11 protein-coding genes, 1 other RNA gene and 1 pseudogene are annotated in these 12,132 nt (G+C 58.5%); 4 read left to right on the forward strand and 9 right to left on the reverse strand.

Going from position 1 to position 12,132, the window contains the following annotated elements; genetic code table 11:
• Positions 1 to 51: 51 nt before the first annotated feature.
• Positions 52 to 173, forward strand: a non-coding RNA gene (locus ABLV64_RS23060) — RtT sRNA.
• Positions 174 to 232: 59 nt separating this feature from the next.
• Here ABLV64_RS23060 and ABLV64_RS23065 read toward each other — a convergent pair.
• Positions 233 to 395: pseudogene (locus ABLV64_RS23065) on the reverse strand (hypothetical protein).
• 69 nt (positions 396 to 464) lie between these two features.
• Here ABLV64_RS23065 and nadA point away from each other — a divergent pair.
• Both nadA and pnuC read left to right on the forward strand, forming a co-directional pair.
• Positions 465 to 1,508, forward strand: coding sequence for a quinolinate synthase NadA (nadA, locus tag ABLV64_RS23070; protein ID WP_004886008.1), 1,044 nt, complete (start codon positions 465 to 467; stop codon positions 1,506 to 1,508).
• 35 nt (positions 1,509 to 1,543) lie between these two features.
• Positions 1,544 to 2,263 carry a nicotinamide riboside transporter PnuC gene (pnuC, locus tag ABLV64_RS23075; protein WP_004151689.1) on the forward strand — a complete coding sequence of 240 codons (720 nt, stop codon included), beginning with the start codon at positions 1,544 to 1,546 and terminating at the stop codon, positions 2,261 to 2,263.
• Here pnuC and zitB read toward each other — a convergent pair.
• Both zitB and ABLV64_RS23085 read right to left on the reverse strand, forming a co-directional pair.
• A complete protein-coding gene (gene zitB, locus ABLV64_RS23080; RefSeq protein ID WP_004886012.1) occupies positions 2,260 to 3,204 on the reverse strand; it encodes a CDF family zinc transporter ZitB in 945 nt (314 codons plus the stop codon). The genes pnuC and zitB overlap by 4 nt on opposite strands.
• A 118-nt stretch (positions 3,205 to 3,322) precedes the next feature.
• Positions 3,323 to 3,700, reverse strand: a complete 378-nt coding sequence (locus ABLV64_RS23085) for a YbgS-like family protein (protein ID WP_017899606.1) — start codon at positions 3,698 to 3,700, stop codon at positions 3,323 to 3,325.
• 316 nt (positions 3,701 to 4,016) lie between these two features.
• Between ABLV64_RS23085 and aroG the strand changes: the two genes are divergently transcribed.
• Positions 4,017 to 5,069 carry a 3-deoxy-7-phosphoheptulonate synthase AroG gene (aroG, locus tag ABLV64_RS23090; protein ID WP_049004307.1) on the forward strand — a complete coding sequence of 351 codons (1,053 nt, stop codon included), beginning with the start codon at positions 4,017 to 4,019 and terminating at the stop codon, positions 5,067 to 5,069.
• Between the two features lie 72 nt (positions 5,070 to 5,141).
• On the opposite strand, the gene gpmA is transcribed toward aroG, so the two are convergent.
• From gpmA to modF, 6 genes are all read right to left on the reverse strand, one after another.
• A complete protein-coding gene (gpmA, locus tag ABLV64_RS23095; protein WP_002895089.1) occupies positions 5,142 to 5,894 on the reverse strand; it encodes a 2,3-diphosphoglycerate-dependent phosphoglycerate mutase in 753 nt (250 codons plus the stop codon).
• Positions 5,895 to 6,184: 290 nt separating this feature from the next.
• A complete protein-coding gene (gene galM / locus ABLV64_RS23100) occupies positions 6,185 to 7,228 on the reverse strand; it encodes a galactose-1-epimerase (protein ID WP_023319996.1) in 1,044 nt (347 codons plus the stop codon).
• Positions 7,222 to 8,370 (reverse strand): galactokinase, encoded by a 1,149-nt coding sequence (galK, locus tag ABLV64_RS23105; RefSeq protein ID WP_023319997.1) that lies wholly within the window; start codon positions 8,368 to 8,370, stop codon positions 7,222 to 7,224. Before galK ends, galM begins: the two co-directional genes overlap by 7 nt.
• A 2-nt stretch (positions 8,371 to 8,372) precedes the next feature.
• A complete protein-coding gene (galT, locus tag ABLV64_RS23110; protein WP_004886023.1) occupies positions 8,373 to 9,419 on the reverse strand; it encodes a galactose-1-phosphate uridylyltransferase in 1,047 nt (348 codons plus the stop codon).
• Positions 9,420 to 9,428: 9 nt separating this feature from the next.
• A complete protein-coding gene (gene galE, locus ABLV64_RS23115) occupies positions 9,429 to 10,445 on the reverse strand; it encodes a UDP-glucose 4-epimerase GalE (protein ID WP_017899610.1) in 1,017 nt (338 codons plus the stop codon).
• A gap of 209 nt (positions 10,446 to 10,654) precedes the next feature.
• The gene (gene modF / locus ABLV64_RS23120; RefSeq protein WP_348843097.1) at positions 10,655 to 12,127 is read right to left on the reverse strand and encodes a molybdate ABC transporter ATP-binding protein ModF; all 1,473 of its coding nucleotides are present in this window, start codon (positions 12,125 to 12,127) and stop codon (positions 10,655 to 10,657) included.
• Positions 12,128 to 12,132 lie beyond the last annotated feature (5 nt).

A 12,132-nucleotide genomic window follows, 5' to 3' on the forward strand; every position in this document is an offset into this window, starting at 1 on the left:
CTGCACGACCCACCAATGTAAAAAGGCGCCCTAAAGGCGCCTTTTTGCTATGCGTTGAACTCAACGATTCGAACCTGCGGCAGGTTCGGGTCTCACGTAGTGAGACAACGGAGCCGCTTGCGGCGACGGCCCGAAGGGCGAGGCGAAGCCGAGTCATCCTGCACGACCCACCAATGTAAAAAGGCGCCCTAAAGGCGCCTTTTTGCTATGCGTCATTCTCCACAATCCTACTTCAGCATGACCCCCTGCCGCCGCTTACCGTGACGCCATAAGGCACGAACCGGTAGCCCGGGAAGATGCGTAGCATCGTCCCCGGGGAATAGGTGCTCATGTACAAAATTCATCACGACTTTTTGTTCGTAATCCGCTATCTTGTTTAGCATATAAAACACCATGACCGTGTTAAGGCGCAGACAGGCCATAGTGACGGTCTTAGAGTTAAGCCAGTAAAACGAGATTGCATGATGAGCGTAATGTTTGATCCTGAAACGGCGATTTATCCCTTCCCACCGAAACCGCAGCCGCTGACCGTCGACGAAAAGCAGTTTTACCGCGAGAAAATCAAGCGTCTGCTGCGCGAGCGCGATGCCGTGATGGTGGCGCATTACTACACCGATCCTGAAATTCAGCAGCTGGCGGAAGAGACCGGCGGCTGTATAGCCGACTCGCTGGAGATGGCGCGCTTTGGCGCCCGTCATTCGGCCTCCACGCTGCTGGTCGCCGGGGTGCGTTTTATGGGGGAAACCGCCAAAATCCTCAGCCCGGAAAAGACCATTCTGATGCCGACCCTGAACGCGGAGTGTTCGCTGGATCTGGGCTGTCCGATTGAGGAATTCAACGCCTTCTGCGATGCCCATCCCGATCGCACCGTGGTGGTTTATGCCAATACGTCCGCCGCGGTGAAGGCCCGCGCTGACTGGGTGGTGACCTCCAGTATCGCCGTGGAACTCATTGATCATCTGGACAGCCTGGGTCAAAAGATCCTCTGGGCGCCGGACCGCCACCTTGGCCGCTACGTTCAGCGTCAGACCGGCGCAGACGTGCTTTGCTGGCAGGGGGCGTGCATCGTGCACGACGAGTTTAAAACTCAGGCGTTGATGCGGATGAAGGCCCTCTATCCTGAAGCTGCTGTACTGGTCCATCCCGAGTCGCCGCAGGCAATCGTCGAGATGGCCGATGCCGTAGGTTCCACCAGTCAGCTGATCGCGGCGGCGAAAAGCCTGCCCCAGCGCCAGCTGATCGTGGCGACCGATCGCGGTATCTTTTATAAAATGCAGCAGGCGGTGCCGGAGAAAACGCTGCTGGAAGCGCCCACCGCTGGTGAAGGGGCGACCTGCCGCAGCTGCGCGCATTGTCCGTGGATGGCGATGAACGGCCTGAAAGCCATTGCCGAGGGGCTCGAGCAGGGCGGCGCTGAACATGAAATCCACGTCGACGAAGCGCTGCGGACCGGCGCATTAATTCCCCTTAACCGGATGCTGGATTTTGCGGCTACACTACGGGGATAACCTATTGCCGCGTCATCTGACGCTGAGAGGATAAAATGGATTTTTTTAGCACGCAGAATATTTTAGTACATATACCCATCGGCGCCGGGGGGTACGATCTCTCCTGGATAGAGGCCGTGGGGACCATCGCCGGGCTGCTGTGTATCTGGCTGGCGAGCCTGGAGAAGATCAGCAACTATGCATTCGGTCTGGTCAACGTCACGCTGTTCGCCATCATCTTCTTTCAGATCCAGCTGTACGCCAGCCTGTTGCTGCAGCTGTTCTTCTTTGCCGCTAACGTTTACGGCTGGTATGCCTGGTCGCGGCAAAGCAGCAATCATGAGGCCGAGCTGCAGATCCGCTGGCTACCACGCAGTAAAGCCCTGGGCTGGCTGGCGGCCTGCGTGGTGGCGATCGGCTTGCTGACCCTGTTTATCAATCCGTTTTTTGCCTTCCTGACGCGAATCGCGGTCAGCCTGATGCAAGCGCTTGGTTTGCAGGTCACGATGCCGGAACTGCAGCCGGATGCCTTCCCGTTCTGGGACTCCTGTATGACGGTGCTGTCGGTAGTGGCGATGATCTTAATGACCCGCAAATACGTTGAGAACTGGCTGCTGTGGGTCATCGTCAACGTCATAAGCGTGGTGATTTTTGCCCGTCAGGGCGTCTATGCTATGTCGCTGGAATATCTCTTGCTGACGTTCATTGCGCTGAACGGCAGCCGAATGTGGATAAACAGCGCGCGTGAGCGAGGTTCTCACGCGTTTTCTGGCTAATGATGGTGGTGATGATCGTGCCCGGCGTGCATCGTGTTGAGATGGCACTCCGGGCCGCTGCAGGGCTGGTACTCCATCTGCACCGTGGCATGCTCAATTTCATATTTATGTTCCAGGAAATGCAGGATGCGGTTGAGTAACGCATCATGATCGTGCGGCGGGACCACCTGCACATGCAGCGTCATCACCGGTTTTTCCCCCACTAGCCAGACGTGAACGTGGTGAACATCGCGCACCTCCGGGATAGAGCGGCGGATATCCCGCTGCAGGGCCGCCACATCCAGCGAACGCGGTGCGCCTTCCAGCAGCTCATTCAGACTCTCCTTCAGCAGCCGCCATGCGCTACGTAGCACCAGGCAGGAAACCAGCACGGAAAGGATCGGATCGACAGGCGTCCAGCCGGTGGTGAGGATCACCACGGCGGCCACAATCGCGCCAACCGAACCCAGCAGATCGCCGAGCACGTGTAGCGCCGCGGCGCGCACGTTGAGATTCCGCTCTTCGCTGCCACGATGCAGGATCCAGAAAGCCAGCACGTTGGCCAGCAGGCCAGCGACCGCAATGACCATCATCGTCACCCCGGCAACCGGCTGCGGATGCTGGAAGCGCTGAATGGCCTCCCAGACAATCAGCATGGTGATCACCACCAGAGCAATGGCATTGAGAAACGCCGCCAGGGTGGTCAAACGCAGCCAGCCAAAAGTATGGCGGGCGTTCGGGGGACGGCTGGCGAAGCGAACCGCCAGCAGCGCAAACAGCAGGGCGGCGGAGTCGGTGAGCATATGGCCGGCATCCGCCAGCAGGGCCAGCGAGCCGGAGATCGCGCCGCCGATGGCTTCTATCAGCATAAAACCGGCGGTGACGATGAACGCCCAAAGCAGCCGGCGAGCGTTGCCGTTATCCGGAGCCTGGGCAGGGGAGTGCGAATGCGAATGCGCCATGGTGTCGTCCCTTGATAGTTATCATTATCACGCTATGACAGCATAAACAGAGAACGATAACAAACAGAGAAAAGGCGAGCCCAGCTCGCCTTTTCTCTGTTTGCACTCACCGCATCAATTACTGGGTGGTGCCGTCGGTTTTGCTGTTGTCATGGTTCATGCTGTCGCCGTTGTCCAGTTTCTTACCGGTATCCGGACAGCGGCCGTCTTTACACATCGAGTTTTTATGTACCTCATCGCTCGACATATTGTCCTGGCTCATCGTCGAGCCGTCAGGATGAAGCATGGTGCCGCCAGAGCCAGAGTTAATTTGGCTATTATCCACGTTATTCGGCGCCACGTTTTCACGGGCATCCGGCGCCACCTGGCCGGCATCAGCGGAAGAGTTGGCCTGGCCATTGTTGGACTGGGCGCCGGTGTCTGCCGCCAGGGCCGCGCCGCTGGCAAGACTTAAGGTGGCGGTGAGCAAAAGGGTCGTCAGTTTTTTCATATTCATCGGATACTCCTGTTGGGTCAGGAAGCGGTAAAAAACGCCTCCAGCGGTAAGTGTGCCAGGGATCTGACTCGCTATGGTTTAAGACTCCGCAGACGATCGCAGTGTCACTATATAATCCTGAAACGTAAGACTTAATTAGCTTTAACAGTTAAATATTGTAGTTCATGAGCCTGCTTTCGCTACTTTATGGCGTATTTTTGCCTATTTCCAGGATTATTCCATCACTACTGTAAAATCACGTTTACACTATTTCAGCGAAGAGATAGATTGGAGGGATTGCATTTCATTGAATAAGTATGGCAACGCTGGAAAGAAGATGAATTATCAGAACGACGATTTACGCATTAAAGAGATCAACGAATTATTACCTCCCGTTGCGCTCCTGGAAAAATTCCCTGCTACCGAAAATGCTGCAAACACCGTTGCACATGCTCGCAAAGCGATCCACCAGATCCTCAAAGGCGATGATGACCGCCTGCTGGTGGTGATTGGGCCTTGTTCTATTCACGACCCGGCGGCGGCGAAAGAGTACGCTTCCCGTCTGCTGACCCTGCGCGAGGCGTTGAAGGGCGAGCTCGAGATCGTCATGCGCGTCTATTTTGAGAAACCGCGCACCACCGTCGGCTGGAAAGGGCTTATCAACGATCCCCATATGGATAACAGCTTCCGCATCAACGACGGGTTGCGCATTGCGCGCAAACTGCTGCTGGACATTAACGACAGCGGTCTGCCGGCGGCGGGGGAATTCCTCGATATGATCACCCCGCAATATGTCGCCGATCTGATGAGCTGGGGCGCCATTGGGGCGCGTACCACCGAATCTCAGGTTCACCGCGAGCTCGCCTCGGGGCTCTCCTGCCCGGTGGGCTTTAAGAATGGTACCGATGGCACCATCAAGGTGGCTATCGACGCGATTAACGCCGCCGGCGCGCCGCACTGTTTCCTGTCGGTCACCAAGTGGGGCCACTCCGCCATCGTGAATACCAGCGGCAACGGCGACTGCCATATTATTCTGCGCGGCGGCAAAGAGCCGAACTACAGCGCGAAGCACGTGGCGGACGTGAAGATCGGCCTGGCTAAAGCGGGCCTGCCGGCCCAGGTGATGATCGATTTCAGCCATGCCAACTCCAGCAAGCAGTTCAAGAAGCAGATGGAAGTGGGCGCCGACGTATGCCAGCAGATCGCCGGCGGCGAGCGCGCCATTATGGGCGTGATGATTGAAAGCCATCTGGTGGAAGGCAACCAGAGCCTCGAGAGCGGTGAACCGCTGACCTACGGCAAGAGCGTCACCGACGCCTGCATCGGCTGGGAGGATACCGACACGATCCTGCGTCAGCTGGCAGAAGCAGTGAAAACCCGTCGCGGCTAAGCTACTCTGCGTTAGCGCAGGTCATAAAAAAAGCGTGGAGATTTCCACGCTTTTTTGTTTTGACCGGGGAAATTACTTCGCTTTACCCTGGTTGGCGACGGCAGCAGCTTTCGCCGCGATCTCTTCCGCATTGCCCAGATAGTAATGTTTGATCGGCTTGAAGTTTTCATCGAACTCATACACCAGCGGTACGCCGGTCGGGATGTTCAGTTCGAGGATCTCGTCTTCGCCCATGTTGTCGAGGTATTTCACCAGCGCGCGCAGGGAGTTACCGTGAGCGGCGATGATCACGCGCTCACCGCTTTTCAGGCGCGGCAGAATGGTTTCGTTCCAGTAAGGCACGACGCGGTCGATGGTCAGCGCCAGGCTTTCAGTGGTCGGTAGTTCGGCGTCGGTCAGTTTTGCATAGCGCGGATCGTGGCCCGGGTAGCGCTCGTCGTCTTTGGTCAGCTCCGGCGGAGTGACAGCGAAGCCGCGACGCCACTGTTTAACCTGCTCGTCACCGTATTTCTCAGCGGTTTCCGCTTTGTTCAGGCCCTGCAGCGCGCCGTAATGACGCTCGTTCAGCTTCCAGGATTTCTCAACCGGCAGCCAGGCCTGATCCAGTTCGTCCAGTACGTTCCACAGGGTATGGATGGCACGTTTCAGCACGGAGGTATAAGCAAAATCAAAGCTGAAGCCTTCAGCCTTCAGCAGTTTACCTGCCGCTTTCGCTTCGCTAACGCCTTTCTCGGACAGATCAACGTCGTACCAACCGGTGAAGCGGTTTTCGTTGTTCCACTGGCTTTCGCCATGACGAACCAGTACCAGCTTAGTTACAGCCATTCTCTTACTCCTCTCTACACGCCATCCCTCGCGCCGCGAACGGTGCGCTGAATATGTTGGTGTATGTGTTATTGATTGATAACTATTCTCATTATATTGCCGTGATTTGGCTCACGGCAATGCTTATCCCTAACCATAGCGAAAATAGTGGCTCAGTGTAAGGTGCTTGTAAAACACAGGTTATTTTTTTGCCCTTTGGTGACGGAAAATAGAGCAGGTTGCTGAAAAAAGAGGCGCCAGAGAGGAGGGCGGGGACGAAAAGCAGCGCCCCCGGCGGAGGGCGCTGGCGATTATCGGGCGATAAACTGATATTCCGTCAGGCTGACGTACTCCTGGCCCGGACGTAACACACAGTCCGGCTGCGGCCATTCCGGATGATTCGGCGAATCCGGGAGGAATTCGCTTTCCAGCGCCAGCCCCTGCCAGTCGGCGTAGGGCTCTGTCGTCTGCGACGGGGTGCCGCCGAGATAGTTGCCGGAGTAAAACTGCAGCGCCGGAGCGGAGGTATAGACCGTCATCTGCAGCTTACCGTCCTGCGACCAGACCTGCGCCGCAGGCTGGCTGGCGTCGCCTCCGGCGTCCAGCAGGAAGGCATGATCGTATCCCTTCACCTTTTGCTGATCGGCGTCGGCGAGGAAGTCGGCGGCGATGGTTTTCGGCTGGCGGAAATCAAAGCTGGTGTTAGCAACATCTTTGAGTTCACCACCCGGGATACCGTCGCTTTCCACCGGCAGATACCTCTGGGCGAGGATCTGCAGCTTGTGCTGGCGCACGTCGCGCTGTTCACCGTCGAGGTTGAAATAGACGTGATTGGTCATGTTCACCGGGCAGGGTTTATCCACGGTGGCGCGATAGGTAATCGCGATGCGGTTATCGTCGGTCAGACGATAGTGCGCGGTGGCCTGCAGCGTGCCGGGAAAGCCTTGATCGCCATCTGGCGAGGTCAGAGCGAACAGCACTTCCTGCTCGTCGGCGCGGACGATGCGCCAGCGACGTTTATCAAACCCTTCCGGGCCGCCGTGGAGCTGGTGGCCCGCGTCGTTTGACGGCGTAACGTTGACGAGCTGGCCGTCAAGCGGGAAGCGGCTATTGCCGATGCGGTTGGCGTAGCGGCCTACCGAGGCGCCAAGAAACGCGGCCTGGCGGGTATAGTCTTCCAGCCTGGCGCATCCCAGCAGCGGGCGGCGCAGGCTGCCATCGGCCAGCGGCACCTCGGCGCTGAGCAGCGTCGCGCCCCAGTCCGCCACGGTGACGGTCATCCCCGCCTTATTGCGCAGGGTCACCTGCTGCCAGGGCTGGCCGTCCGGCGCCAGCGCGGTGGTTTGCGTTACCATTGGCCAGCCCCCTGTGACGGTTTGCAGACATAGAACGTCTCTTTAATTCCGGTTTTCGCTTCATACTCGTTGGCAACGGCCTGCTGCACGGTATCGACCAGATCTTCCGGGACCAGCGCTACCACGCAGCCGCCAAAGCCGCCGCCGGTCATGCGCACGCCGCCTTTATCGCCGATTGTCGCCTTGACGATCTCCACCAGGGTGTCGATCTGCGGGACGGTGATCTCGAAATCATCGCGCATCGAGGCGTGGGATTCGGCCATCAGCTCGCCCATCCGCTTCAGGTCGCCTTTTTCGAGGGCGCTGGCAGCTTCTACGGTGCGGGCATTCTCCGTCAGCACATGGCGTACCCGCTTCGCGACCACCGGATCCAGCTCATGGGCAACGGCGTTGAATTGCTCAAGGGTGACATCGCGCAGAGCGGGCTGCTGGAAGAAGCGCGCGCCGGTCTCGCACTGTTCACGACGGGTGTTGTACTCGCTGCCGACGAGGGTGCGCTTAAAGTTGCTGTTGATGATCACCACCGCCACGCCTTTCGGCATCGAGACGGCTTTGGTGCCCAGAGAACGGCAGTCGATCAGCAGCGCATGGTCTTTTTTGCCCAGCGCCGAAATCAGCTGATCCATGATCCCGCAGTTGCAGCCGACGAACTGGTTTTCCGCCTCCTGGCCGTTGAGGGCGATTTGCGCGCCGTCCAGCGGCAGATGATACAGCTGCTGGAACACGGTGCCGACGGCGACCTCCAGCGAGGCTGAGGAGCTTAAGCCCGCGCCCTGCGGCACATTGCCGCTGATCACCAGATCCGCGCCGCCGAAGTGGCTGTTCCGCTGCTGCAGATGCTTCACCACGCCGCGGACATAGTTCGACCACTGCTGGGTGTCGTGGCTGATAATCGGCGCGTCGAGAGAGAATTCATCGCTCTGATTGTCGTAATCGGCGGCAATCACCCGCACGGTACGATCGTCGCGCGGCGCACAGCTGATCACCGTCTGGTAGTCGATAGCGCAGGGCAGCACAAAGCCGTCGTTGTAATCGGTATGCTCGCCGATCAGGTTGACGCGGCCTGGCGCCTGAATGACATGGCTGGCCGGGTAACCGAAGGCCTCAGCAAACAGGGTTTGGGTTTTCTCTTTCAGACTCATCATTACACTCCGGATTCACGAAAATGGACGTCGCTGACGGCGCGCAGTCGTTCAGCAGCTTGCTCGGCGGTCAGATCGCGCTGCGTTTCGGCCAGCATTTCGTAGCCAACCATAAACTTGCGGACCGTCGCGGATCGCAGCAGCGGCGGATAAAAGTGGGCGTGGAGCTGCCAGTGATTATGGTTTTCGTCGTTAAACGGCGCGCCGTGCCAGCCCATGGAGTAGGGGAATGAGCACTGGAACAGGTTGTCGTAACGGCTGGTCAGCTTTTTCAACGCCAGCGCCAGATCGCTACGCTGGGCGTCGGTGAGATCGGTAATACGCTGCACGGGCGCTTTCGGCAGCAGCAGCGTTTCAAACGGCCACGCGGCCCAGTAGGGCACGACCGCCAGCCAGTGCTCGGTGTCGACCACGGTGCGGCTGCCGTCGGCCAGTTCGCGCCGGGCATAGTCCAGCAGCATTGGCTGGCCCTGGCTGGCGTAATATTCTTTCTGCAGACGGTCTTCCCGTTCCGCTTCATTGGGCAGGAAGCTATTGGCCCACACCTGACCATGCGGGTGCGGGTTGGAGCAGCCCATCGCTGCCCCTTTATTTTCAAAGACCTGGACCCACGGGTAGCTTTTCCCGAGGTCCGCGGTCTGTTCCTGCCACGCTTTAACCACGCCTTCCAGCGCTTCAAGGCTCAGTTCCGGCAGCGTTTTGCTGTGGTCTGGCGAGAAGCAGATCACCCGACTGGTGCCGCGCGCGCTCTGACAGCGCATCAGCGGATCGTCACTCTCCGGGGCGTCCGGGGTGTCGGTCATCAGGGCCGCAAAGTCGTTGGTAAACACGTAGGTACCGGTGTAATTCGGATTCGTGTCGCCGGTGACCCGGGTGTTGCCCGGGCACAGGAAACAGTCCGGATCGTGGGCCGGCAAGGTCTGTTTTGCCGGCGTTTCCTGCGCCCCCTGCCAGGGGCGCTTGGCGCGATGCGGAGAAACCAGAATCCACTGCCCGGTTAACGGGTTATAACGACGATGCGGATGGTCAACGGGGTTAAATACGCTCATGAAGGTTCCTTAGTCTGGATAACCCTGCGGATGGCGGGACTGCCAGTGCCAGGTGTCCTGCGCCATTTCGTCCAGGTTGCGCGTCACGCGCCAGTTCAGCTCGCGGTCGGCCTTGGCGGCATCCGCCCAGTAGGCCGGGAGGTCGCCATCGCGGCGCGGCGCGAAATGGTAGTTAATCGGTTTGCCGCAGGCTTTGCTGAAAGCATTGACCACGTCGAGCACGCTGCTGCCGACGCCGGCGCCAAGGTTGTAGATATGAACCCCGGCTTTGTCAGCCAGTTTTTCCATGGCCGCGACGTGACCGTCAGCGAGGTCCATCACGTGGATATAATCGCGCACGCCGGTGCCATCTTCGGTCGGGTAGTCGTTACCAAACACGGCCAGCGATTCGCGACGGCCAACGGCGACCTGGGCGATGTAGGGCATCAGGTTATTCGGGATCCCCTGCGGGTCTTCACCCATGTCGCCCGACGGATGGGCGCCGACCGGGTTGAAGTAGCGCAGCAGGGCAATGCTCCACTCCGGCTGGGCTTTCTGCAGGTCGGTCAGGATCTGCTCCACCATCAGTTTGCTTTTACCGTAGGGGCTTTGCGGGGTGCCAGTCGGGAAGCTTTCGACATACGGGATTTTCGGCTGGTCGCCGTAGACGGTGGCGGAGGAGCTAAAGATGAAGTTCTTCACGCCCGCGGCGCGCATGGCGGAGACTAATTTCAGTGTGCCGGTGACGTTATTGTCGTAATATTCCAGCGGCTTGGCGACGGACTCCCCGACGGCCTTCAGCCCGGCGAAGTGGATCACCGCTTCAATGGCGTGGTCGTGGAGGATCTCGGTCATCAGCGCTTCATTACGAATATCGCCTTCAATAAAGGTGGCTTTTTTGCCGCCGAGACGCTCAATCACCGGCAGTACGCTGCGCTTGCTGTTGCAGAGATTGTCGAGGATCACCACCTCATGCCCCTGCAGCAGCAGTTGAACGCAGGTATGACTTCCAATGTAACCGCTACCACCTGTAACCAGAACTTTCATGATTCGCTCCATTCGGCTTATCGTGTATGAGGAAGATAGCATATCAAAGAAGTGAAAAGTGTGACACAGAACAAGTTAGTGGAATCGTTTACACTTGAGGGTGAAACGACATCATTTAATTTATTTTGTTTTATATACAATTGGTTATATGAGGTTGGCGCTATTTTTCTGAAAAATACCAGGGATCTTTCGATCCCCGGCAGGAGGCGTCAGGCCACGGGGCCGAGCTGATAAGTGTAACCGTCTCCACTGGGAACGAATACCAGGCGATGGGTAATACAGTCCGGGGCATCTTCCGCATGGTGCGAGACAAACAGCAGCTGCGTGGCGCCTTCGCCAATCAGGACGTCGACAAAGCGGCGTACCAGCTGGCGATTGAGGGGATCCAGCCCCTGCAGCGGTTCATCGAGGATCAGCAGGGTTGGATGCTTGACCAGCGCGCGAACGATAAGTGCCAGCCGCTGCTGGCCCCACGACAGGCTGTGAAACGGCGCGTCGGCGGTGCGCTTATCGATGCCGAGAATATCCAGCCATTGCTGCACCAGCTTATGCTGTTTATCGGACACCGCCTGATAAATGCCGATCGAGTCAAAATAGCCCGACAGAATAACGTTGCGGACGTTGGTGCTGACCCGGTAGTCCAGATGCAGGCTGCTGCTGACGTAGCCGATATGCTTTTTAATATCCCAGATGGTCTCGCCGCTGCCGCGGCGGCGGCCAAAGAGGGTGAGATCGTTGCTGTAGCCCTGCGGATGATCGCCGGTGATAAGGCTCAGCAGCGTGGATTTACCGGCGCCGTTGGGGCCGACGATCTGCCAGTGTTCGCCCGGGCTCACGGTCCATGAGAGATGGTTGATGACCGGACGATCGTTGTAGGAGACCACGCCGTCATTGAGCACGATACGCGGCGCCGAGTCTGCCAGCGCATGACGGGCTGGTGGTACATCTGGCTCCGGTAGGGTGATGCCGTCCAGTTTTTCACTGTGCGCCAGCTGAGCGACCAGCGCCTGCTGCAGAAGAGCGCGCTTCTCGCCGGTCTCGCTGAGGAGGCAATCAGCCAGCACGCCGGCGTATTGCACAAACTCCGGGATCTCATCGAAGCGGTTGAGCACCAGCACCAGGGTGAGGCCGGCGCGATGCAGGTCGGCCAGCAGCGCGGCCAACTGCTGGCGGGAGTTGACGTCGAGGCCGTCGAAAGGCTCGTCGAGGATCAGCAGCTGCGGATCGCTCATCAGGGCCTGGCACAGCAGGGTCTTACGCGTTTCGCCAGTGGACAGATACTTAAAGCGGCGGTCCAACAGGGCGCTGATGGCAAACTGTTCGGCAAGCTGCGCGCAGCGGGCAGAATCTTTCACCTCGTCCTGAATAATCTCCGCAGTGGTGCGGCCGGTATCTTCTTCTCCGGGGCTGAGCAGGTCGGTGTTATTGCGCTGCCACTCGTCGCTGACCAGCTTCTGCAGCTGTTCGAAGGAGAGACGCGTTACGCGGGAGAAGTGGCTCTCGCGCTGACCGCTGAGCAGGGTCAGGTCACCGGCCAGGGCTCGCGCGAGGGCGGATTTGCCGCTGCCGTTGCTGCCGACGAACGCCCAGCTTTCACCCGCCGCCACGCTCAGGTGGTCTATTTTTAAGGTTTTTGTATCGCTCAGGCGAAACGTGCCTTGCGAAATTTGCAATGATGACATGATGT

Origin of the sequence: Klebsiella sp. JB_Kp031 (assembly GCF_040064295.1) — a bacterium.
Classification (GTDB): domain Bacteria; phylum Pseudomonadota; class Gammaproteobacteria; order Enterobacterales; family Enterobacteriaceae; genus Klebsiella; species Klebsiella quasipneumoniae.

Excerpts from the sequence above, each read along its gene's own strand:
- galM (WP_023319996.1), bottom strand. The coding sequence starts at position 7,228 with ATGGTAACGCAAACCACCGCGCTGGCGCCGGACGGCCAGCCCTGGCAG.
- nadA (WP_004886008.1), top strand. The coding sequence starts at position 465 with ATGAGCGTAATGTTTGATCCTGAAACGGCGATTTATCCCTTCCCACCG.
- pnuC (WP_004151689.1), top strand. The coding sequence starts at position 1,544 with ATGGATTTTTTTAGCACGCAGAATATTTTAGTACATATACCCATCGGC.
- galK (WP_023319997.1), bottom strand. The coding sequence starts at position 8,370 with ATGAGTCTGAAAGAGAAAACCCAAACCCTGTTTGCTGAGGCCTTCGGT.
- ABLV64_RS23085 (WP_017899606.1), bottom strand. The coding sequence starts at position 3,700 with ATGAATATGAAAAAACTGACGACCCTTTTGCTCACCGCCACCTTAAGT.
- zitB (WP_004886012.1), bottom strand. The coding sequence starts at position 3,204 with ATGGCGCATTCGCATTCGCACTCCCCTGCCCAGGCTCCGGATAACGGC.
- galT (WP_004886023.1), bottom strand. The coding sequence starts at position 9,419 with ATGAGCGTATTTAACCCCGTTGACCATCCGCATCGTCGTTATAACCCG.
- modF (WP_348843097.1), bottom strand. The coding sequence starts at position 12,127 with ATGTCATCATTGCAAATTTCGCAAGGCACGTTTCGCCTGAGCGATACA.
- gpmA (WP_002895089.1), bottom strand. The coding sequence starts at position 5,894 with ATGGCTGTAACTAAGCTGGTACTGGTTCGTCATGGCGAAAGCCAGTGG.
- aroG (WP_049004307.1), top strand. The coding sequence starts at position 4,017 with ATGAATTATCAGAACGACGATTTACGCATTAAAGAGATCAACGAATTA.
- galE (WP_017899610.1), bottom strand. The coding sequence starts at position 10,445 with ATGAAAGTTCTGGTTACAGGTGGTAGCGGTTACATTGGAAGTCATACC.